Below are 20,022 nucleotides of genomic sequence, written 5' to 3'. Positions count from 1 at the left end.
CCCTAAAGCAAATCTTCCCCAGAACGCTTCCCCTATAAAATCGTGCGCACTGCACATGTTCAGGCTAGGTCCTTATCCCGCCCAACGCCGCCTGAATTCCCCCTTTTTTACCCAAAGTGGCACGAAATATGCTTTTACAAAGAGGGGCTTCATCACCACAGCAATGATTGTTCACACAACTCTAAAGTGCCGCCGTTTGGCATTGCGTTCACACTTTTACCAGGAGTCAGATTATGTTGAAAAAATTTGCTTTATCCGCGCTGATTGCCGCAATAAGCTCTCAGGCCTGGGCTGAAAACCTGACCGTAATTTCCTTTGGCGGCACCAACAAGGATGCGCAGGACAAAGCGTTTTACAAGCCGTTTATGGCGGCGGGCAAGGGCACGATTGAATCCGGGGAATATAACGGCGAAATGGCGCGCCTGCGCGCTATGGTTGAAACTGGCCAGATCAGCTGGGACATCGTCGAAGNCGAAGGGCCGGAGCTGCTCCGCGGCTGTAACGAAGGGCTGCTGGAACCGCTGGACTGGAAAAAGCTGGGAGATCCGTCCCAGTTTGTGAAAGGTTCCGTTTCCGAATGCGGCGCCGGGATCTTCGTCTGGTCGACGGTGCTGACCTACAACGCCAACAAATTGAAACAGGCGCCGACCAGCTGGGCCGATTTCTGGGATGTGCAGAAGTTCCCCGGCAAACGTGCCTTACGTAAAAGCGCCAAGTTCACGCTGGAAATCGCCCTGTTGGCCGACGGCGTGAAGCGTGAAGATCTGTATAAAGTGTTGGCAACGCCCGCCGGCGTGGATCGCGCGTTCAAGAAACTCGATCAAATCAAGTCCAATATCCAGTGGTGGGAGTCCGGCGCACAGCCGCTGCAGTGGCTGGTTTCCGGCGATGTCGTGATGACCTCCGCCTATAACGGTCGCGTCGCCGTAGCGCAGAAAGAGAAGCCGGGCATCAATATCGTCTGGAAAGACAGCATTTACGACTTGGATAGCTGGGCCATCGTCAAAGGCTCCAAGCACAAGGCGCTGGCGGAACAGTTTATCGCCTTTGCCAACAAACCGGAAAATCAGAAGGTCTTTGCGGAAAACATCGCCTACGGCCCTACCAATATCAAAACCAACGAACTGCTGCCTGCCGCCATCCGCTCTAACTTGCCGACAGCGCCGGAAAACTTGGAACAATCTTTGGCAGTGGATACCGAATTTTGGATCGATCACGGGGAAGAGTTGGAACAGCGCTTTAATTCCTGGGCTGCTCAGCAGTAATCCCGCGATGGTCTAAAAGAGTAAGGAGAAAATTGATGACCCAGAACGAAAGGGTGGCTGTTGCGCCACCGGCCCAGCCCCTGGAAAACGCCAGCCTGAAACAGCAGCTGCGTCATGCCCAGACGCGTTATAAAAAACGTTCGCTGCTGCTAATTGCGCCGCTGTTTCTGTTTATCCTGGCCAGCTTTCTGTTCCCCATTTTTTCGATTCTGGGCAAGAGCGTATCCAACCCTGAACTGCGTACCCATATGCCCGCCACTATCGCCGCGTTAAAAGAGTGGTCGGGCAATGAGGTTCCTGATGAGGACGTGTTCAAGGCGTTGATTACCGATCTCCGTCAGGCCCGCAGCGGCGGCCAAGTGGCGGCGATCACGAAACGGTTGGGGTATGAAGACGGTCAATACCGTACGTTGATTAACCGCACACTGCGTAAAATGCCGCCCGCCGATAGCGACTCGGTACGTGAACAGCTCATTGCGGATCAGCCGCTGTGGGGTGAACTGAACACCTGGAAAACCCTTCAACGTGCGTCGCGCCCGTTTACCAGCTATTACCTGCTTGCCGTGTTTGATCACCGGGTTGACCCGCAGACCAATGTGATAACGGCGCAGCCGCCGGAACAGTCGCTTTATGTCGATGTACTGGTGCGCACGCTAAAAATGGCGGGAGTGGTCACGCTGCTGTGCGTGGGGCTGGGCTATCCGCTGTCGTACTGGTTGGCCAAACAGCCGTCAAATCGCGCCAATTTGCTGATGATCCTCGTGCTGCTGCCGTTCTGGACTTCGTTGATCGTGCGCACGGCGAGCTGGATTGTGCTGTTGCAGTCCGGCGGGCTAATTAACCGATCGCTGATGGCACTGAATATCATCGACCATCCGCTGGTGCTGGTGTTCAACCGCGTCGGGGTTTACATCTCGATGACGCACATCCTGATGCCGTTTTTTGTTCTGCCGCTCTACGCGGTGATGAAGGGGATTTCGCCCAACTATGTCCGCGCTGCCATTTCGCTGGGCGCGCATCCGTTTATCGCCTTCTGGCGCGTCTATGTGCCGCAGACCTATGCCGGCGTGACGGCGGGTGCGCTGCTGGTTTTCATGATGGCGATTGGCTACTACATTACGCCCGCGCTGTTGGGCGGTCCGGGGGATCAGATGTTGAGCTACTTTGTGGCGTTCTTCACCAATACCACCATGAACTGGGGGATGGCGGCGGCGCTGGGGACGCAACTGCTGGTCATCGTCACCTTGCTGTATGTGGTCTACATCCGTGTGACTCGCACCAACGCAGAAATTGCCGCGCACTAACAGGAGGACAGGGAAATGAGACAACAAAACACGCTGGGTGTCCGTTTGTGGAATGCGTTCTTTAATTTCTACGGCGCGGCAATGCTGCTGTTCCTGATTGTACCCGTGCTGGTGATTGTGCCGCTGTCGTTCAATGCGGGATCGTTTCTGAGCTATCCGCTGGCCGGTTTTTCGCTGCGCTGGTATCGCGAGTTTTTCCACTCGAGCGAGTGGTTAAGCTCTCTCGGCAACAGTCTGCTGATCGCGCCGCTGGCGACGCTGTTGGCGACCGTGCTGGGGGTACTTGCGGCGGTCGGGCTGGTGCGTGGTGAATTTCGCGGTAAATCTTTGGTCATGGCGGTGCTGATCTCGCCGATGATTGCGCCCGTGGTGATCGTCGCCGTCGGCCTGTTTTTCTTCTTCGCCAAGCTTTCGTTGCTGAACAGTTATCTGGGACTGGTGCTGGCGCATGCGATGTTGGGGGTGCCTTTCGTGGTGATCACCGTCACGGCCGTACTGAAAAACTACGATCAAAACCTCACCCGCGCCGCCGCCAGCCTGGGCGCACCGCCGCTGTTGGCCTTCCGTAAGGTCACGCTGCCGTTGATTGCGCCCGGCGTGTTTTCCGGCGCGCTGTTCGCGTTCGCGACATCGTTCGACGAGGTAATCGTCACGCTGTTTCTGGCCAGTCCGCGACAGCGCACGCTGCCATTACAGATGTTTGCCGGGATCCGTGAAAACCTCGATCCGACGATCGCGGCGGCCGCATCGATGATGGTGGGAGCCGCGCTGCTGTTGCTGATCGTGATGGAAGTACTGCGACGCCGCAGTGAAAAGCTGCGCGGCGCACAGCATGGATAGGGGGGATTGCTCCCTGAAGTGAATTCGGTCAGCGCAGGTGACCGCACCGCCATGAGTCGTTTGCTGTTGGCGTTGAAACAGAAAGCCCCGAGCTGAAGAACTCGGGGCTTTCTTTGTGGGGATGACCGCGGTTAACGGACCGGACCGGCGCGGCATGCAAGTTCCGTCATATCGCCTACCGCAGAATCGCCGTCAGGCATCCGGCGAGGAGAGATAATCGGGATTGGGCGCATCGTCGTCCTGAATAATGGACTCGAAGCTGCGCAGACGTTTATAGATCGACAGCAACTCCACAATCGTGGTCCAGGAGTTGATCAAATACTGGAACGAGCTGCGGACCTGATCGAACACGTTGTTAATCTGCGACATCAGGCCTAGCGTGAGCGCACCGGCCACGATGGAGGGCAGCAACACGACAATCCCGAAGACATTGTCCACTTGCAGATACAGCACGCGCGCAATGTTGAAGTAGGTGTAGTGGAAATACAGCCGGAAGTAGTTTTTTCGCACGTTGGTAAACAGCTCGCGTACGGTCGGCGGCGTGGCGCGCTCGGCATGATCCTCGCCGTATACCAGCTCTTTACGGTAAGCCGCTTCCACGCGCTGGTTGTTGAACTCCAGTCCCGGCAGCTTGATCCCGATAAAAGCCAGCAGCCCCGTTCCCGCCAGCGACCAGATTAGCGCGGCGATAAGGAGCGCATAGGGAATTTGGCCGAGGATGGGCACTTCTTTGACGTGAACGGAAAGCGTGATCAGCACCGGCAGGAAGGCGATCAGCGTCATGACCGACTGAATCAGATTGACGCCCAGACTCTCGACCGTGGATGCGAAGCGCATACTGTCTTCCTGGATACGCTGGGCGGCCCCTTCAACATGGCGCAGCCGAGGCCAGTGCGTCATGTAGTAGTCGTTCATCGCCATGCGCCAGCGAAAGACGTAGTGGCTGACGAAAAACATATTCAGCACGCCCACCACCNCCGCACACAGCGCGATGCCCAGAAAGACCGCCAGTTCGTGATAGAACGCGCCGATGGTGACGGCGTGCGGGGTGCCGAGCGCTTTCTGGATCAAGTCGTAGAAGGGCACGTACCAGGCGTTGACCGCGACGCCGACTTCCACGGAGAAGTAGGTGACGAAGATAATCAGAGCCGAACCGAGAATGGACCAGCGCTGCCAGCGATGCGGGCTGAATATGAACCAGCAGGCTGAGAACAGAGCGACGGCGATCGCATAGTAGCCGTAAAACCACAGGAAGGCCGGGCTCCAGAAACGGGCGGCGCTGGTGGGCAGCGGCTGATCGGTCAGATTCAGCAGATTGGCCCCCAGAGGGCGGGCGCAAGCGTACCAGATAGCGATGCAGATCAGCGTCCAGATCGCGGCGGAAGAGAAGAACAGTTTGGGATGAGGAAAAAACGATTTGAACATAGAGTATGTCTTACCTGTTAAACGCCGATGCACAGAGTCGGCTGCCTGCCGAACGAACCGCGGCGGTCGTTGCCGGGTAGGCGATTCTGCGCTGAGTTCAATGGATTACCATGCGTTGAGTAATACCAGATAGTGAACGGATGTGCAGGATTATATTGAAACTATTTCTCAATTTTTACCAAATTCAGCATCGTTTTCTTCCCGCGAGGTCGGCGACCGCATTCATTGTTTTGGCGAGCGAACGTCACACCACCGGCTCGTTATCCCTATCGGTCACCTCCGCCCCGCGCGTGGTGTCCTGCTCCAACTGTCGCAGCACCCGATAGACCTGAGCGACGGCCTGTAGCGTGTCTCTCGGAATGTAACGCCCTTCCGGCTGACGGTAGAGCGTGCGGGCGAGCCAGACGAAGCGAATCACAGGGATGTTGGCCTGATGCGCGCGCTCGATGAGCTGGCGCGCTTCCGCATCTTCGCCTTTGCACAGGATGCGCGGCAGCGGGGTTTGTCCCGGCCTGTAAAACAGCGCCACCGCGTAGTGGGTAGGGTTGACCAGCAGTAAGTCGGCATTTTCCACGTTGCCTGCCGGACGCGGCTTGGCTGGCGCGTTAAGGATATCGCGCGCCAGCGACTTACGCTGGCCTTTCATATGCGGATCGCCCTCGGAATCCTTGTGTTCGTTGCGAAGATCTTCATGACTCATGCGCTGCTGTTTCAGGAAGTAGTATTTCTGTAGTCCGAAGTCGAGTACGGCCAGGGCGAGCAGCGCCGCCAGCGTCGTGCGCTCCACGCGCTGGAGTACCACCGCGACGCCGTGCCAGAAGCCATCCAGGTCGCCGTAAGCCAGTTCGACCAACCACTCCAACTGCGGGATAACCACGTGATAAAAGATAATGCCGATGGTGACGGTCTTCAGGATGTTGGTCAGCATCTCCGTCAGCTTGCGCATAGAAAACATCTGCTTGACCTGATTGACGGGATTGAGCCGGTTAAAATCCACTTTAAGCGCCTCGGGGGCGAACAAGGGGCCGTATTGGATCCAGGCGCCGACAATTCGCATCAATATCGCAACCGCGACGGTCAGCAAACATAACGTTGCCAACAGGCTGAGCGCCTCGCCGACGATCTCGTTGACCGCGTGTCCGAAGGGATCGGTCAGACGTTTCAGCGGCAGCTGCATCAGCATTTCCAACTTTTCCATGCCGTGATTGACCAGCGCCAGGATCATTTCCAGCAGCGCGGCGCTAATCAACAGCTTGGGAATGTCCTGACTTTGGCCGACTTCGCCTTTGCGACGCGCATCACGTAGCTTCTTTGGAGTCGGCTTTTCGGTTTTTTCGCTCATGCGTCAGCCTCTGCTAGCCCCTCAGGGGAGCGCGGGGAAAAACTGCGGCAGTACGTGTTTCAGATCCGGCAGCGCCAGAATCCGCACCTCGGCAAGATATTGCAGCACCGGCAGGTACACGATGAAGAACGCCATCCCGGCGAGACATTTGGCGGGCACGGACAACACATAGACTTGTAACTGCGGGCTATACAGACTGAGTATGGCGATGCTGAACTCAAGCAGTAGCAGCAGCGCCACCAGCGGCCCGGCGAAGATGACCAGATGCGTAAAAGTGTCGGCCAGCAGGTCCAGATAGGCATGGAAGCCGGCTTCGCCGAGCGGCGGCAGCCACATCAGCGCGGGCCACAGGCGATAGCTGTCCCAGAGCAGCTGCGTCAGACCGGAGAGGCCCAGCGTCAGCAACAGCATCAGTCCCAACAGTTGCTTCATCATATGGCCGAGGGGCGTCGCGTCGCTGCCGAGCGCGGGGTTGAGTTGTCCTCCGATCAACGCGCCGCGCTGGTTATCGAATAATGCACCTACAGATTCAAACAGCCAGAACGGCATCGCCAGAATGCAGCCCAACAGCAGCCCGACCACCAGCTCCTTGAGCAACAGGCCCGGCAATAGCGGCCAGCTGAGCGTCGTGTCCTGCATTTGCTGCTGGATGGCGGCGGCCGGCACCAGCGCCAGTGCTAGCACGAGGGCATTTCGGAGCAAGCCTTTCACCAGCGTGAACGAAAACAGCGGCAACAGAAACAGGCAGGGATAGAGCCTGGCCATGCCGAGCGTCAGGGCAAAGATAAAGTCATAAAGACGTTCGAGAGTGGCGAGGGTCAGCATCGTGGCCTCATGCGCGGGTTTGTTCGATCATATTGAAAGCCAGCAGGGTCAGCTGGATCAGCTCGACGCCAATCCAACGACCGGTCATGGCCAGCACCAGACCGACCGCCACCAGCTTGATGGCGAAAGGGAGCGTCTGGTCCTGTAGCTGCATGACGGCTTGCAGCAGCGAAATCAGGACGCCCACGATCACGGCGACGACCAGCGGCGGCGCGGACAGCATCACAACCAGCACCATGGCCTGTCGAAACAGATTCAACATTTCCACATTCGCCTCACAGGTAGCTATAAAACAGGCCGTCGAGCAGCCGGGTCCAGCCGCTGACCAGCACGAACAGCAGCAGCTTGAGCGGCAGCGAGAGCGTCGTCGGCGCGACCATCTGCATTCCCAGCGCCAGCAGCACATTAGAGACGATCAGGTCGATGACGATGAACGGTATGTAAATCAAGAAACCAATTTTGAATCCCGCCTGCAATTCGGAGAGAACAAAAGCCGGGATCACCAGCAAGATATTGTCCGTAGTCGCTTTTTCGGACATGGCGGGGGGCCACATGCGGATGCTGTTTTCATGCAGATGGGTGAGAATATCAGGGTCGGTATTGCGAGACATAAACTTCTGCAACGGTTCGATGCCGTGCGTCGCGGTGGTTTCCAGCGTGCCGAGATCACTCATATCCAGCGGCGTATCCTGAAAGCGTTGTTTGATATCGCCGAAGACCGGCGCCATCACGAACAAAGTGGCGGCGAGCGCGATGCCGTACAGCGCCATATTCGGCGGCACTTGCTGTACCCCGATAGCGTTCCGGGTGATCAACAATACGGTGGCGATTTTCAAAAAACAGGTACAAACCACCATCATGAGCGGCATCAGCGACAAGGCCCCTAACATCAGGGCGAACATCACCGGATCGAACGCGCCCGCCGTCATGACATAGGCTCCCGATCCGGCTGCAATGCGCCGAGCCGTTGGGTGATTTGCAGGCCCAGCCGTCCCGCAACCTCCACCAGTTCGCCCCGGGCCAGCGGCACCTCGCCGTGATAAAGCATCGCTTCGCCCGGCAGCGTCTGCTGGACCGGAACCACGCTGCCGCACGACAACTGCTGCAACGCCTGTAGCGTAAGAGAAAGGTGCCCGCAGCGGACCGTCAATGTGAGAGGCAGCGCGGGCAATGGCGCGTCATCAGCCGTTGCGGTCGTCGCCATCTCGTCGGCAAACGGCATGTCATGTGGAGATGAAAATTCGAAAGCGTCATTCACCGGACACTCCTCCTGTTCAGCAATAATAAAGTGGGTAGGCGTCAGGCCGCTCCACTGAAGCTGGCCCCGAAACCGTCTCCCGCCGACCGAAATATGGCCATCGCCCTGCGGGGAAAAACTGCAAGTAGGTGGGTAAATCAGGTCGCCCGGTTCCAACGCGTAAACTTGTCTAGGTGACAATGTCACTTCCGCCAGCGTCAGGGGCATCGAGATCGGCAGTGTCTGCGGCAAAGGGAAAACAGAAGAAAACCAGCCGGGCTGACGCAGTAATGACAGCAGCTCGCTACCGGCCATACAAAGCAGACTACGGGCGCGCCGGGCCGCGACCTGTACGTCCAGCCACAGCGGGATTGCATCGGCGGCGATATCGCCGTTAACCGGCGTCAGCGGTCCCAGCAGCGTGTATAGCTGTGGGCTGAGGGCATGATTAAACAGCGCCCAAAACCACGCGGCCGCCGTCGGATCGTCTTCTTGCGTCGGCAGCAGCGCCGGGCAGTCGGACATCAGCGACAGCGCTGGCGTTGGGTCGCTGAGCGAGAAGCAACCCGCCGCGCTTTGCCAGACGCGTGCGGGAGGCTTAGATTCTCGCAGCGACGCCAGCGACAAACGCAGCTCGCCCTGACGCCCGTCGTCAAAGCTGAACGCGAAGCGGCAGCCCTCCGCCAACTGCTGGGATACCCGCGCCTGCGACGGCGTGAGCGCGCGTAGCCTAAGGGGGGATGGCGATAACGAGGTGTTCATGGCTCCTCCTGAACTTCAAATTCCAACCGGATTGGGCCGTCGAGCGCCGCAGATAGCGCCCGTCGGCAGCGTTCTCGCTGCCGACGGACCTCTTGGAAGGCTGAACGCTGGAATCGCAACATCACCTCCCAGCCGGTGGGGTGCAGCGTGCTCATCCGTACATCGACGTCGCCCAGCTGCGGCAGTTGCAGACTGAAAGAGAACGGACTGTGGCAGGCGAGATCGCGTCGGGCGGTCAGCTCAGCGTGCAGTGCTGAAATGAGTGACGTTGTCACTTCATCGGCGGTGGCGTCACGCGTCAAACCCGACGACCGGGTGCCGGTATCCTCAGACGCCGACCCGGGCGTACAGAAATTGTAGGGCGGTGCAGATAGCAGAAGTTCGAAGTCCAAGGGAGGCGCCGTCGCTTCATCGCCGGAATGGGCGGCACCTCCGCGCGAGCGCGGCAACGGTTTCTCCGCCGAGGGCGACGGAACCGTGCGCGACGGGGATGAGGGGGCGGCTGGCGGAAGATAAGCACTCATCATGGCTCCTGATTCAGGGTCAGTAAAAATTCCAGTTTTTCGACGGCCTTTTGGCGCTGGCGCAGCAGCGCGCGCTTGTCGGCGACCCGCCGTCGGTGCTGTTGGCAGCGCGCCTCTCCGTCTTCGTATTGCTGCTGCTGTTGTCGCAGGCGGCCGATCTGTCTCTGCGTCCGCTCACGCTGCTGTTGCAGACTGTCCAGCGACTGCGCTTGTTCCTGCTGGTGCTGACGTAACGCTTCTTGCTGTTGCCGGTAATGTTCCTGCTGCGCCTCTCGTTCCTGCCACAGCACGTCGAGCGCGGTTTCCTGCTGCGCCAGCGTCTCCGTTTCTTCTCGCAATTGCGATTCGGCGCGGCGCAGGCGCTGACGACGGATAGGCAGCAGCAGTTGGAGGGTGGCGTTCAGCGAGGACATGGCGCGCCCACGGTCCAGAGCGTCTGCGTATTAGACGTCGGCATAGCGGCTGACCTCGCTGAGTCGGGCGGTAATCTCCGCAAAGGTAAGGGGTTCGCGCATCGGCTGTTGCAGGAAGGCGTTGATTTCCCCATGAGCGGTGACCGCGGCGTCCGTCAGGGCATCGTGCCCCCGCTGATACTCGCCGAGTCGGATCAGCATCTCGACCTGCTGATAGGCGGCCATCAGTCGTCGCAGCGCCCCCGCGTCCCGGAGGTGCGCTGCGCTAGCCACGCTGCTCATGGTGCGGCTCAGGCTCATCAAGATATCGATCGCCGGATAGTGATTACGCTCCGCCAGCCGCCGCGAAAGCACGATGTGACCGTCGATGAGCGACCTCACTTCGTCCGCGACCGGATCGTGCATGGAGTCCTGTTCGATCAGCACCGAGTACAGCGCGGTGATCGCGCCCTGACGGGTTTGTCCGGCCCGCTCCACCAGCCGCGGCAGCAGGGNATACACCGACGGCGGCAGGCCGCCGCGCCCTTGAGGTTCGCCGAGGGCCAGACCGATTTCACGCTGCGCGCGGGCGAAACGGGTCAGCGAGTCGACGATCAGCAGCACCTGTTTGCCCTCGGCTCGAAAGGCTTCCGCGATGGCGGTGGCCGTGAAGGCGGCGCGAGCGCGCTCCATGCTGCTGCGGTCGGATGTTGAACACACCAGCACGGTGCGTCGGCGCAGCGTGTCGTCCAGTTCGTGGTCGAGAAATTCACGCAGTTCGCGGCCGCGCTCGCCGATCAGCCCGAAGACGATGGCGTCGCAAGGCGTGTTGCGGGCCAGTTCCGCTAACAGCGTGGTTTTACCGCAGCCCGCGCCGGCAAAAATCCCCACCCGTTGGCCGCGGCCCACGGTCAGCAGGCCGTCGATCGCGCGCAGTCCGGTCGGCAGCGGCTCGCTGATGCGCGGGCGTTCGGTGGGCGGCGGCGCGTCGCCGATGACGGGAATGGGGTGAGGGCATTCCGTACCGGGTTCGACGAAAGCTGACTGGCTCTCCGCCGTCAGCGGTCTGCCGAAACCGTCCAGCACGCTGCCTAACAGACTGTCGGAAACCTGAACGCAGTGCGGCTGATAGAGCGGCGTGACCACCGCGCCTTGCGCGATGCCGTCCAGCGCCCCCAACGCAGACAGAAAGACGTGCTGCGGACTGAAGCCGACGACTTCGGCCAGCACCTGCGTCTGATCGTGGCGTTCAATTCGGCACAGATCGCCAATCCGGGCCTGCGGCAGGCAGGACTCCAGCAGGATGCCGCTGATACCCGTAATCCGTCCCCGCAGCTGAACCGGCGCATAGTCGGCCAGACGCCGTCGCTGCGTGGTCAGCCAGCGTTCGAGCAGCGGATAGCGGCCCGGTTCGTCGGTCGATAGCATAGCCATTACCAGTTCACCTTAATCTGCTGTTTGCCGTTAAATTCGATCTGATTGTTATCGATGCCGACCAGCCGAAGTCCATCCACCTCGTCGCCCACGAACAGACGTTGACCGTTGGACGTCACCACGTTGGCCTGCGCGCCGCTGGTCACTTGTACGATGCGAAACGGCAGCGTATCGCCTTTTACCCGGGTGTGATTTTCAATCGGCTGCGTGACACGGTAACGCTGTTGAAACCGCACCAGCATGCGATTGATCATCGGCATTTGATCTGCGGCGAGCGCGCCGCTGAGGATGATGCGATCCGTCTGTTGGACGACCTGCACGTTGCTTAACTCGCGCTCGTTCAGCATGGCTTGCAGCGTGGCGGCGGATTGAGCCAGCGACGTCATCGGAATACGGGTATCGGACGGCGGTGCGGACGGCATGGCGACGCTATCCTGCATCAGCCAACTGCCGGTCAGCAGCACCAGCGTTCCGATGAGCAGCAGGTAACTGCATTTCGCCCACAGCGGCAGGCGGGCTTTCGTCTTAGCGCTGGGCGTTTCGGCGGGGACATCGTCGGGCGGTGTTGACGGCTCCTCCGCCACCGGCTCGGGTGTAGGGTCAGGCTCGTCCGTCTTCGCTTCTTCCTGCCACGGCGTCTCCGCGCTGACGATGCATAGCCAGATGGCGCCCGCAGCGAACGGCGTGCCCGGCGGCAGCGCGATCGACGCGTCCACCGGATGNCCCTCGCTGTCGTTCACCACGCCCTCCAGCGCGGAGAGTACCCATGCCTCTCCCTGTTTTTCCAACAGGCAGTGACAGTCGCGAATACCGGGGTCGTACAGCACCATATCCGCATCGTCGGCGGCGCCGATACAGCACGATTGTCCGTTCAATGGCAGGGCGGCTCCCCGATGCAGCCCGGTCAGTACGCGCAGTTCAAACATGATTCTGCCTTCTTCTTAGTTGTGAGCGGTAATGTCATGCAGGTCGATGCGGCCTACCACGTTGATGGATAGGTACGACTCCAGCTCGGTGAATGACAGCACCGGCAAAGCGTGAAATTGGTCCTGCACCAGCGCCCGAAGGGGACTGCGCAAATCCTGCGCGACCAGCAGCAGGGACGACAGCGGCGCGGTAGGCGGAAAGCTGTCTCGTAGTTGCGTCAGCAGCGCGGCCGCATCGTGTTGCGCCAACGCGAAGAAGGTGTCGTTTTGCGTTTGGCGCAGGGCGTCGCGCAGCAGCTCTTCCGTTTCCGGCGTCAATAGCCAGACGGACAGGCTGTCGTCCCGGCTGTATTGGTGACAGATCTGCGCTTTCAATTGCAGACGGACGTAATCCGTCAGCGCGTTAACGTCGCGCTCATGCTGGCCGACCTCGATCAGCGCTTCCGCTATCGGGCGCACGGCGCGCAACGGAATGCGTTCGCCCGCCAGCTTTTGCAGCACGCTGGCGAAGCGGGAGAGCGGCATAATGCGCTGCAGCTCCTGCGCCAGCTCCGGCTGTTCGCTTTCGAGCCAGGCGAGAATGGACTTGGTCTCCTGCAGGCCGATGAACTGGGCCGCGCTCCGATGAATGGCGTTTTCCATCCGCAACAGAATCAGCGCTTCTTCCGTCTGACGCGCCAACGCCGAGTGTTGCAATAGCGCATGATCGGGGGGTAGCCATAGCCAGTGCGCTTCGTCGCGGGCGGGATGGCCTGCGCTCAGGGCTTCCTCCTCCGTGGCTTCCGGCGGCACATCTTGGCGGGCGACCGCCAGGCGCGCGGTACCGAAGGTGGCGCGCAGCAGGGGGATCTCATAGACGCAGAATTGAAATTCGTCCGGCGCCATTTCAGGGGTGAATTCGATGTCGAACGAAGGCAGCGTAAAGCCGAACTGGTAGACCAGCCGGTTGCGCAAACGCCGGATATTTTGCACCAGCAGTGCGGCGTAGGGCGCGTTGCGGCAGTCGGTGTGGAAGCGCAGCAGGTAGGCGCGCGTGGGGTTGAACCGACGAAGATCCTGATAACCGTTTTGCTCGGCGGGCATGTTGTCCGCCGCCAGCGCGTTGAACTCAGCCAGACCGAGCTGCTTGGCCCGCCACAGCTGAAAAAGCCCGCTGGACAGAGAGAGCAGGCTGATAAGCAGGAAAACCATCGTCGGCATGCCCGGCAGCAGCGCGAAGCCGAACATGCCGATGGCGGAGATAATCCACGCCTTCGGCTGGCTGGTCAGCTGCTCGGCGATCTCGCGGCCGATGTTGTTATCCNCCTTTTGTCCGTCGGCGGAGACGCGCGTGATGATCATCCCGGCGGTCAGGGAGATCAGCAGTGCCGGGATCTGCGCGATCAGGCCGTCACCGATGGTCAATACCGAGTAGACGTGCATGGCGTCGCCGGCCGCCATCTGGTGTTGCATGACCCCGATGGCGAAGCCGCCGATCATATTGATGAACACGATCACCAGGCTGGCGATCGCGTCGCCTTTGACGAACTTCATCGCGCCGTCCATCGCGCCGAACAGCTGGCTCTCTTTCGTGAGATTTTCGCGTCGCTGGCGGGCCTGCTGGGCGTCGATCAGCCCCGCGCGCAGATCGCTGTCGATGGACATCTGCTTGCCCGGCATGGCATCCAGCGTAAAACGCGCCGCCACTTCAGCCACACGTTCGGACCCTTTGGTGATCACCAGAAAGTTCACCACCGTCAGGATCAGGAAGATCACCAGACCGACCGCCAGATTGCCGCCCACGACGAAGTTGCCGAAGGCCTCCACCACGTGGCCCGCGTCCTGTTGCAACAGAATCTGCCGGGTTGTCGAGATAGACAGAGCCAACCGAAACATGGTGGTCAACAGCAGCACGGCGGGAAAGGTCGAAAAGGCCAGCGGCTTGGGCAGATACATCGCCAGCACGATCAGGAGCGAAGAGATGCAGATGTTGAAGGCGATCAACACGTCAATCAGCCCCGTCGGCAGCGGGATGATCATCATGAAGACAATGGCCATCACAATCACCGCGCCCACGATTTCTGAACGCTGCATGGCGCTGATGGCGATGCGGTTGAGCCAGGAGATCAGTAGGGTCATCTGCTACTCCTTGCCCGGCGTGGCGGCCCTTCCGTCCGTCTCGTGGCGGGATAGGTCGCCGATCAGACCGCGGATAAGGTGCATCGCGGTGNGGCGATGTTTGCTATCTCGCCACAGCGTCTGCGGCAGACCGCCCACGAGCCGCAGCAGGGCGTTGAAAAACAGTAATTGCCGCTCGGCATGTTGCCCGGCGACTTCACGCCCCAGATTGTGCAAGTCGCGAACGTAGGCGCCATTGGCGCTCAGGCCGATCAGCCGTCGCGTCAGTTCTACCGCGCCGAGCGTTGCCGCCGGGAAGCGGTGGGCGTCGTGCTCCAGCAGCTGTTGGCTGGACGACAGCGTGTGGCTCAGCTGACGAGCATCGTTGAGGTGCTTCAGCATCTGGCTCAGCGCGGTTTTTGAAATGGATGACGCCAGCGAGGCGATATCGGCGGCGAGCGCCCGTTGCAGAGTACGCAGGCCAGCCGCGAAGTGCTGGGCGTCAAAGCGTTCCAACAGGGCGTCCAGCAGCGAGCTCGGTGATTGCTGATGGACGATACGTGCGTAATAAAGCTCGCGCAGGATCTGTTTCTGCTGCGGGTCGGTGCTGAACAGGGAGAGGGCGGCGGCGGTGTTCAGCCCGGCTCGCACCTCGGGGCCTTTCTCCTGTTGAAGCCGTTCCAGACTTGACTGGGCCGCGTGTTGCAGCGACGCGTCACCCTGTTGTTGGGCCTGCGCCAGTACATGGCGCAGAACGATATCGGCGCGCGCCGCATCGCCGCCCGCCGCCTGTACCAGCGCATCGACTGAGGCCGAGGAGGTTTGCAGCATCAGCTGCCGCATACTCCGGACCTGCTGGTCCAGCGTCGGCTGACGGGGATTTTCCAACAGGTGAAACAGCTCGGTCAGTTTTTCTATACGCTCGATATTCGCTTCCATCCGGTTTTGCGTCTGGCTGATCTGCCTGCGGTTCAGCGACTTGCTTTTGCGCTCCATCTGTTCGCCGAATGCGGCCGACACCTCTTCCATCCCATCATGGATGGCTTTGTCGTGAGACGCCTTCGGCGACGAAGGCTGAGCGGGGGCGGCGGTCGGTGTCTCCGCGTCCACGGCGGCGCTAAAGGGCGTCGCCGGATTGGCTATCGCCGGAGAGAGCGGGGGAATGGCAACCATAGTCAGTCCTGCCTGAATCCATCTTTTGATTAAAGGTATGCGGTTATGTGGCGTTAAGAGAAATCTGGTTCCCGCGTTGGTCCCTATCGTTTTTATTGTCACCAAATGCGCGGACCAGGGATGACAGTGTGATTGCAATCGTTTGCATTTTAGTCAGTGCGCCCCGGCAAAATGTGGCGCGATTGGGCTGTGATTAATTATATAAAGTTCAGTAAAAACAACGTATTGCTAATGTTTTTTTCGCTGGCATACGCCTTGCTATCTCCTGTGCGCCACTCACGGCGCAACCATGGAGAACCAGCAAATGGAAACACTCGTTTTGTCACCGGAAAAGGTCTGCACGATTGAATCTCATCCTGAGGCTGTAGACTGGGAACAGGTCTTTCGGCAGCATGGCAAACGCCTGCAGCATTTCCTTCGTAAACGCGTGGCTAACAAAGAGGATGTGGAAGACTTGCAGCAGATGACCTACCTGGAGGTGCTCAGAAATCGCGAAAAATTCGCCGGCGCATCGCGCCCGGAAACGTGGGTGTTCGGCATTGCGCTGAACCTTGTCCGCAACCACTACAAACAGGCGAAAGCGCACCTACACGAAGCCGCCGAGGATGAACTGGAAAAGCTCTCCTGCGACAGCGATCCCAGCCGCATTATCGAGTGGGGCCATGCCCTGCATCGTGTGCTGATGGCGAGTACGCATTTACCGGAGGAGACCCGACACATGCTCGTGATGCTGGTCGACACCGATGCCAGCTATCAGGATATTGCCGCACGGTTAGACATCCCGATCGGTACGGTGCGGTCCCGCCTTTCCCGTGCGAGGGGCTTTCTGCGTCAGGCCGTAGAGGCCTGAGCTTTTCTGTGACCTCGCGGTAAAAGAGAACCACTCGTCATTCAATTTGAATACCCGGTTACAGACCCTGTCATCCGGAGATGACTGTAACCCCGTACTGCCCGTGGCGCCGAGCTGGAGTCCGGGCAGATCTGCGACAGCATGGAGATGGCTATGTTATACCCCCCGACGCCCCCTGAATCCCCTCATTCGGAGGAGGTTCCACCGATGGAACTGCTCGCGTTCGCGTTCAGCCGGATAAAAGACGCGATCTACATCATCAATGAGCATAACCAGTTTTGTTACGCCAACGCCGAAGCCTGTCGGGCGCTGCACTACAGCCAGCAGGAGTTTCAGGACATGTCCCTCTGGGATATCGATCCTTGCCGGAGCGCGGAGTTGATTCAGCACAGCTGGCGCGACTGGAAGCGCGGGCTGACATTTGAAACCCAGCATATCAGCCGATTCGGCGCGATGATTCCGGTCGAGGTCAGCGTCAACCATTTCATCCATAAAGGACGGAAATACAGTATGTGCGTCGTGCGTGATATCCGGGAGCGCAAACACATCGAGAATATCGCTTACGCGCGAGAACAGGAGTTCCGGGCTTTGGTGGAAAATACGCCCGATCTGGTCGTTCGTTTTGGTCCGCAGATGACCTGCCAGTATGCGAATCCGGCCACGCTGACTCATCTGGGGTTCACCGCCGATCAGCTGCTCGGCCATCGGTTGACCGACCTGATGCCCGATGCCTGCTGCGCTCAGCATATTCAGCAACTGGTGCAGTTGGTTGTGGACACGCACAGCAGTGTGGAGGGGGAGCTGGAGGAGGATACGCAGGAGTTGGGTGATAAACCGCGCGCCGTGCACCATATTCGCTGCGTCCCCGAGTTCGGCCAGAACGGCCAGCTGTCCTCTATTCTCACCGTCGGACGCGATATTTCCGCGATCCGATATGCGGAGAAACGGCTTGAGGAATCCCACAGTCAGCTGCGGCTACTTACGCGCCAGCGAGAAATTTCCCGGGAGGAAGAACGGAAGCACATCGCCCGGGAAATTCATGACGAACTGGGGCAGCACCTGACGTCTATGCGTATCGGTTTGTCGCTGCTGCGTATGCAGTTCGCCAAGGAACATCCCTCGTTGTTGACGCCGTTACAGAATCTGATGGCGCTATCCGATAAGACTATTCAGGTTGTGCGGAATGTGGCGACACGATTACGTCCGAACGTGCTGGATATGGGGCTGACGCCGGCGCTGGAGTGGCTACGGGATGATTTTGTTCGCCAATACGGCGTCCAGTGCCAGCTGCGCGCGCCGGAACCCGAGGTCTTGATGAATGACGAATGCGCGACCGCCGCGTTTCGCGTGGTGCAGGAGTCGCTGACTAATATCGCTCGCCATGCCGCCGCCAGCGAGGTGCTGATTGCGCTCGAAAACCGGGAGGGGCTAATTGTGCTAAGCGTGCAGGATAACGGCAAAGGCTTCGACGCCCGGGAGCAAAAACCCAACACGTTCGGCCTGATGGGCATGAAAGAGCGCGGAAGAATGTTGGGCGGCGAGGTAACGATCACCAGCCAGCCCGGCAGCGGTACGTTGATCCGCATGATGTTCCCGCAGCGTGCCGTCGCACGCTGACACGGTCCGACAGGCTAGCAGGGAAAACACGGTCAACATCTTAGGAGATTTACTGAATGAAACTCATCCGATTAATGATTGCCGACGATCACGTCATCATGCGGGAGGGACTAAAACAGATATTTGCGCTGGACGAAACGCTGCAAGTGGTGGCGGAAGCGGGAAATGGGGCGCAGGTGCTGACCACGTTACGAGAGGTTGAAATCGATCTGCTGTTACTGGACATGAGTATGCCGGGTATCTGCGGAGAGGAGCTGATTATCCGGGTGTTGGCGCAGTATCCGCGCCTACCCATTCTGGTTCTGAGCATGTATAGCGAACCGCAGATTGCGCGACGCGTGCTCAAGAGCGGCGCGTTGGGCTATATCACTAAAGACAAAGATCCGGAAGCGCTGCTGATCGCTATCCGCCGGGTGGCGCAGGGGGCGCGCTATATCGACCAGACTATCGCCGAGCAAATTGTCTTTGCGGATTATCTGACGGACGATTGCCCTAGCCATAGTGTGCTGACGGCGCGGGAACACCAGGTGATGATCATGCTGGCGCAGGGAATGGGCGTCAATGCGATTGCGGAGGCGCTGGCAATCAGCAACAAAACGGTCAGCACCCACAAGTCGCGTTTGATGGAAAAAATGCAGTTCACTTCCAACGTCGATATCGTCAAATACGCATTAAGCCAACGATTGATCCCGTAATGCGGCATGGATGTTCCAGGCTAGAAAATAACCACGCAAAGTCTCCGGGTAAGGATTTCCCTACTTTTTCACCGTTTATTCCTACAGCAACTTCAGCAGTTGACTGATGGTTTCAAATAGCGATGACGGTAATGCTTTAGCGGCTTCGTCAGGCAACTGTTAGATGTTGCTTTTTTTTGTGCGTGAATCGTTAAGAAATCGTAAGCATAATAATGAAGTCGTAGGCTAAACCATTGACAATGGTCGCCTGGATAAGGATAGCCCTCAAGGGTACAGGAGTTGTCATGAGCATCAGAAACCGTCATGTATCGAGTCGACATCTTCCCTATATTGATTGCGGAACCTTTTTTGAGAGCCAGGAAGAAGATATTCATGCCGAGTTAGGCGCCCTAATCAACGATATCGCTCCGCTGAACGTTGATATCATTCTTGAAGGAGAGACGGGGACAGGAAAAGATACGCTGGCACGACGAATTCATCGCCTCTCCGGCTGTTCAGGACCGCTGGTGGCGGTCAACTGTGCCGCGGTCCCGGAAAATTTGGCGGAAAGTGAACTGTTCGGGGTGGTGTCCGGCGCCTATACCGGCGCCAACCGCTCGCGCGCCGGCTACCTGGAGACCGCGGATAAAGGCATCTTGTTTCTCGACGAGATCGATAGCATGCCGCTGACGTTACAGGCCAAGATGCTGCGCGTGCTCGAGAATCGCGGCATCGAGCGGTTGGGCAGTACGCAGTTCAAGCCCGTGGACATGCGAGTGATCGTCGCGACGCAGACGCCGCTTATCAAGCTGGTGGAAGAGGGGCGTTTTCGCCGCGATCTCTATTTTCGTCTGGATACGGTCAAAATCCAGCTGCCCACGCTACGCTCCCGCAGTGACATCATCTTACCCATGTTCCAGCGCTTTGCGCGTGCCGCCGCCGAAAGGCTGCACCGCCCGGCGCCTGCCCTTTGCGCTGAGGTGAACGAGCGGCTGCTGACCCATAGCTGGCCGGGCAATCTTCGCGAGCTTAAAGCCGCCGCCGAACGTTGGGTGCTAGGGCTTTCCCCGCTGGCATCGCGCTCCGAGGCCGGGACGGCGCCGACGCAGCTAAAGCACCGGCTGCGGCGCATCGAAAAATTTCTGATTCAGGATGCTTTGCGGCGCAACGGCCACTGTATTGACGACGTGGTGACAGAATTGGGGATCCCCAAACGAACCCTTTATCACCGCCTGAAGCTGTTGAAGGTCTCCTCACGTGGATTTTGACGGGCTGAGGGCTGGCTGCGAAAAAGTTGAGTTCATCCGGAACCGTTGACCGCTATCTCCTACTTAA

Annotated in this window: 19 protein-coding genes; 7 read left to right on the top strand and 12 right to left on the bottom strand. The window is 59.1% G+C overall.

What is annotated here, in order from left to right:
* Window positions 1-233: 233 nt before the first annotated feature.
* The 3 genes from RZ35_RS06525 to RZ35_RS06515 are packed head-to-tail and all read left to right on the top strand — an operon-like array spanning window position 234 to window position 3,409.
* On the top strand, window positions 234-1,265 hold the full coding sequence (locus tag RZ35_RS06525; protein ID WP_026742572.1) for an ABC transporter substrate-binding protein: 1,032 nt from the start codon (window positions 234-236) through the stop codon (window positions 1,263-1,265).
* A 35-nt stretch (window positions 1,266-1,300) separates the two neighbouring features.
* Window positions 1,301-2,569: an ABC transporter permease gene (locus RZ35_RS06520; protein WP_026742571.1), complete on the top strand. Its 1,269-nt coding sequence runs from the start codon at window positions 1,301-1,303 to the stop codon at window positions 2,567-2,569.
* A 15-nt stretch (window positions 2,570-2,584) separates the two neighbouring features.
* Window positions 2,585-3,409, top strand: a complete 825-nt coding sequence (locus RZ35_RS06515; protein ID WP_026742570.1) for an ABC transporter permease — start codon at window positions 2,585-2,587, stop codon at window positions 3,407-3,409.
* Between the two features lie 192 nt (window positions 3,410-3,601).
* Here the strand turns inward: RZ35_RS06515 and sbmA are convergent, their stop codons facing one another.
* The 12 genes from sbmA to sctW all read right to left on the bottom strand — a co-directional run bounded on the left by sbmA (window position 3,602) and on the right by sctW (window position 15,546).
* Entirely contained in the window at window positions 3,602-4,834 is a 1,233-nt protein-coding gene (sbmA, locus tag RZ35_RS06510) for a peptide antibiotic transporter SbmA (RefSeq protein ID WP_026742569.1), read from the bottom strand.
* A gap of 244 nt (window positions 4,835-5,078) precedes the next feature.
* Window positions 5,079-6,176 carry a type III secretion system export apparatus subunit SctU gene (gene sctU, locus RZ35_RS06505; RefSeq protein ID WP_026742568.1) on the bottom strand — a complete coding sequence of 366 codons (1,098 nt, stop codon included), beginning with the start codon at window positions 6,174-6,176 and terminating at the stop codon, window positions 5,079-5,081.
* Between the two features lie 21 nt (window positions 6,177-6,197).
* Window positions 6,198-7,001 carry a type III secretion system export apparatus subunit SctT gene (gene sctT / locus RZ35_RS06500; RefSeq protein WP_026742567.1) on the bottom strand — a complete coding sequence of 268 codons (804 nt, stop codon included), beginning with the start codon at window positions 6,999-7,001 and terminating at the stop codon, window positions 6,198-6,200.
* Window positions 7,002-7,008: 7 nt separating this feature from the next.
* A complete protein-coding gene (gene sctS / locus RZ35_RS06495; RefSeq protein WP_026742566.1) occupies window positions 7,009-7,269 on the bottom strand; it encodes a type III secretion system export apparatus subunit SctS in 261 nt (86 codons plus the stop codon).
* 7 nt (window positions 7,270-7,276) lie between these two features.
* Complete coding sequence (gene sctR / locus RZ35_RS06490; RefSeq protein ID WP_026742565.1) at window positions 7,277-7,930, bottom strand: type III secretion system export apparatus subunit SctR; 654 nt, start codon at window positions 7,928-7,930, stop codon at window positions 7,277-7,279.
* The gene (locus RZ35_RS06485; protein ID WP_036152809.1) at window positions 7,927-9,000 is read right to left on the bottom strand and encodes a FliM/FliN family flagellar motor switch protein; all 1,074 of its coding nucleotides are present in this window, start codon (window positions 8,998-9,000) and stop codon (window positions 7,927-7,929) included. Before RZ35_RS06485 ends, sctR begins: the two co-directional genes overlap by 4 nt.
* On the bottom strand, window positions 8,997-9,524 hold the full coding sequence (locus RZ35_RS16925) for a type III secretion system HrpP C-terminal domain-containing protein (protein WP_051625492.1): 528 nt from the start codon (window positions 9,522-9,524) through the stop codon (window positions 8,997-8,999). The genes RZ35_RS06485 and RZ35_RS16925 overlap by 4 nt, the downstream gene beginning before the upstream one ends.
* The gene (locus tag RZ35_RS06475; protein WP_051625491.1) at window positions 9,524-9,937 is read right to left on the bottom strand and encodes a hypothetical protein; all 414 of its coding nucleotides are present in this window, start codon (window positions 9,935-9,937) and stop codon (window positions 9,524-9,526) included. Before RZ35_RS06475 ends, RZ35_RS16925 begins: the two co-directional genes overlap by 1 nt.
* 30 nt (window positions 9,938-9,967) lie before the next feature.
* On the bottom strand, window positions 9,968-11,344 hold the full coding sequence (gene sctN, locus RZ35_RS06470) for a type III secretion system ATPase SctN (protein WP_036152877.1): 1,377 nt from the start codon (window positions 11,342-11,344) through the stop codon (window positions 9,968-9,970).
* Window positions 11,345-11,349: 5 nt separating this feature from the next.
* Complete coding sequence (locus RZ35_RS06465; RefSeq protein ID WP_026742563.1) at window positions 11,350-12,276, bottom strand: FHA domain-containing protein; 927 nt, start codon at window positions 12,274-12,276, stop codon at window positions 11,350-11,352.
* Window positions 12,277-12,291: 15 nt separating this feature from the next.
* Complete coding sequence (gene sctV / locus RZ35_RS06460) at window positions 12,292-14,394, bottom strand: type III secretion system export apparatus subunit SctV (RefSeq protein WP_026742562.1); 2,103 nt, start codon at window positions 14,392-14,394, stop codon at window positions 12,292-12,294.
* A gap of 3 nt (window positions 14,395-14,397) precedes the next feature.
* Window positions 14,398-15,546 carry a type III secretion system gatekeeper subunit SctW gene (sctW, locus tag RZ35_RS06455; protein WP_051625490.1) on the bottom strand — a complete coding sequence of 383 codons (1,149 nt, stop codon included), beginning with the start codon at window positions 15,544-15,546 and terminating at the stop codon, window positions 14,398-14,400.
* A gap of 304 nt (window positions 15,547-15,850) precedes the next feature.
* Here sctW and RZ35_RS06450 point away from each other — a divergent pair, with 304 nt between their 5' ends.
* From RZ35_RS06450 to RZ35_RS06435, 4 genes are all read left to right on the top strand, one after another.
* Window positions 15,851-16,396 (top strand): RNA polymerase sigma factor, encoded by a 546-nt coding sequence (locus RZ35_RS06450; protein ID WP_026742561.1) that lies wholly within the window; start codon window positions 15,851-15,853, stop codon window positions 16,394-16,396.
* 153 nt (window positions 16,397-16,549) lie between these two features.
* Window positions 16,550-18,013 carry a PAS domain-containing sensor histidine kinase gene (locus RZ35_RS06445; protein WP_026742560.1) on the top strand — a complete coding sequence of 488 codons (1,464 nt, stop codon included), beginning with the start codon at window positions 16,550-16,552 and terminating at the stop codon, window positions 18,011-18,013.
* A gap of 56 nt (window positions 18,014-18,069) precedes the next feature.
* Window positions 18,070-18,708: a response regulator gene (locus RZ35_RS06440; RefSeq protein ID WP_026742559.1), complete on the top strand. Its 639-nt coding sequence runs from the start codon at window positions 18,070-18,072 to the stop codon at window positions 18,706-18,708.
* 284 nt (window positions 18,709-18,992) lie between these two features.
* Window positions 18,993-19,955, top strand: a complete 963-nt coding sequence (locus tag RZ35_RS06435) for a sigma 54-interacting transcriptional regulator (RefSeq protein WP_026742558.1) — start codon at window positions 18,993-18,995, stop codon at window positions 19,953-19,955.
* Window positions 19,956-20,022 lie beyond the last annotated feature (67 nt).

The organism is Lonsdalea quercina subsp. quercina, from assembly GCF_000688655.1.
GTDB classification, from domain to species: Bacteria; Pseudomonadota; Gammaproteobacteria; order Enterobacterales; family Enterobacteriaceae; genus Lonsdalea; species Lonsdalea quercina.
The sequence above is the reverse complement of the archived record's forward strand: the minus strand, read 5'-3'. Positions and strand labels throughout refer to the sequence as shown.

What these genes read in the sequence shown, in the direction of transcription:
- sctU (WP_026742568.1), bottom strand. Translation starts at nt 6,176, where the DNA reads ATGAGCGAAAAAACCGAAAAGCCGACTCCAAAGAAGCTACGTGATGCG.
- RZ35_RS06520 (WP_026742571.1), top strand. Translation starts at nt 1,301, where the DNA reads ATGACCCAGAACGAAAGGGTGGCTGTTGCGCCACCGGCCCAGCCCCTG.
- RZ35_RS06440 (WP_026742559.1), top strand. Translation starts at nt 18,070, where the DNA reads ATGAAACTCATCCGATTAATGATTGCCGACGATCACGTCATCATGCGG.
- RZ35_RS06450 (WP_026742561.1), top strand. Translation starts at nt 15,851, where the DNA reads ATGGAAACACTCGTTTTGTCACCGGAAAAGGTCTGCACGATTGAATCT.
- RZ35_RS16925 (WP_051625492.1), bottom strand. Translation starts at nt 9,524, where the DNA reads ATGAGTGCTTATCTTCCGCCAGCCGCCCCCTCATCCCCGTCGCGCACG.
- sctR (WP_026742565.1), bottom strand. Translation starts at nt 7,930, where the DNA reads ATGACGGCGGGCGCGTTCGATCCGGTGATGTTCGCCCTGATGTTAGGG.
- RZ35_RS06435 (WP_026742558.1), top strand. Translation starts at nt 18,993, where the DNA reads ATGAGCATCAGAAACCGTCATGTATCGAGTCGACATCTTCCCTATATT.
- RZ35_RS06475 (WP_051625491.1), bottom strand. Translation starts at nt 9,937, where the DNA reads ATGTCCTCGCTGAACGCCACCCTCCAACTGCTGCTGCCTATCCGTCGT.
- RZ35_RS06445 (WP_026742560.1), top strand. Translation starts at nt 16,550, where the DNA reads ATGTTATACCCCCCGACGCCCCCTGAATCCCCTCATTCGGAGGAGGTT.
- RZ35_RS06485 (WP_036152809.1), bottom strand. Translation starts at nt 9,000, where the DNA reads ATGAACACCTCGTTATCGCCATCCCCCCTTAGGCTACGCGCGCTCACG.
- RZ35_RS06515 (WP_026742570.1), top strand. Translation starts at nt 2,585, where the DNA reads ATGAGACAACAAAACACGCTGGGTGTCCGTTTGTGGAATGCGTTCTTT.
- sctT (WP_026742567.1), bottom strand. Translation starts at nt 7,001, where the DNA reads ATGCTGACCCTCGCCACTCTCGAACGTCTTTATGACTTTATCTTTGCC.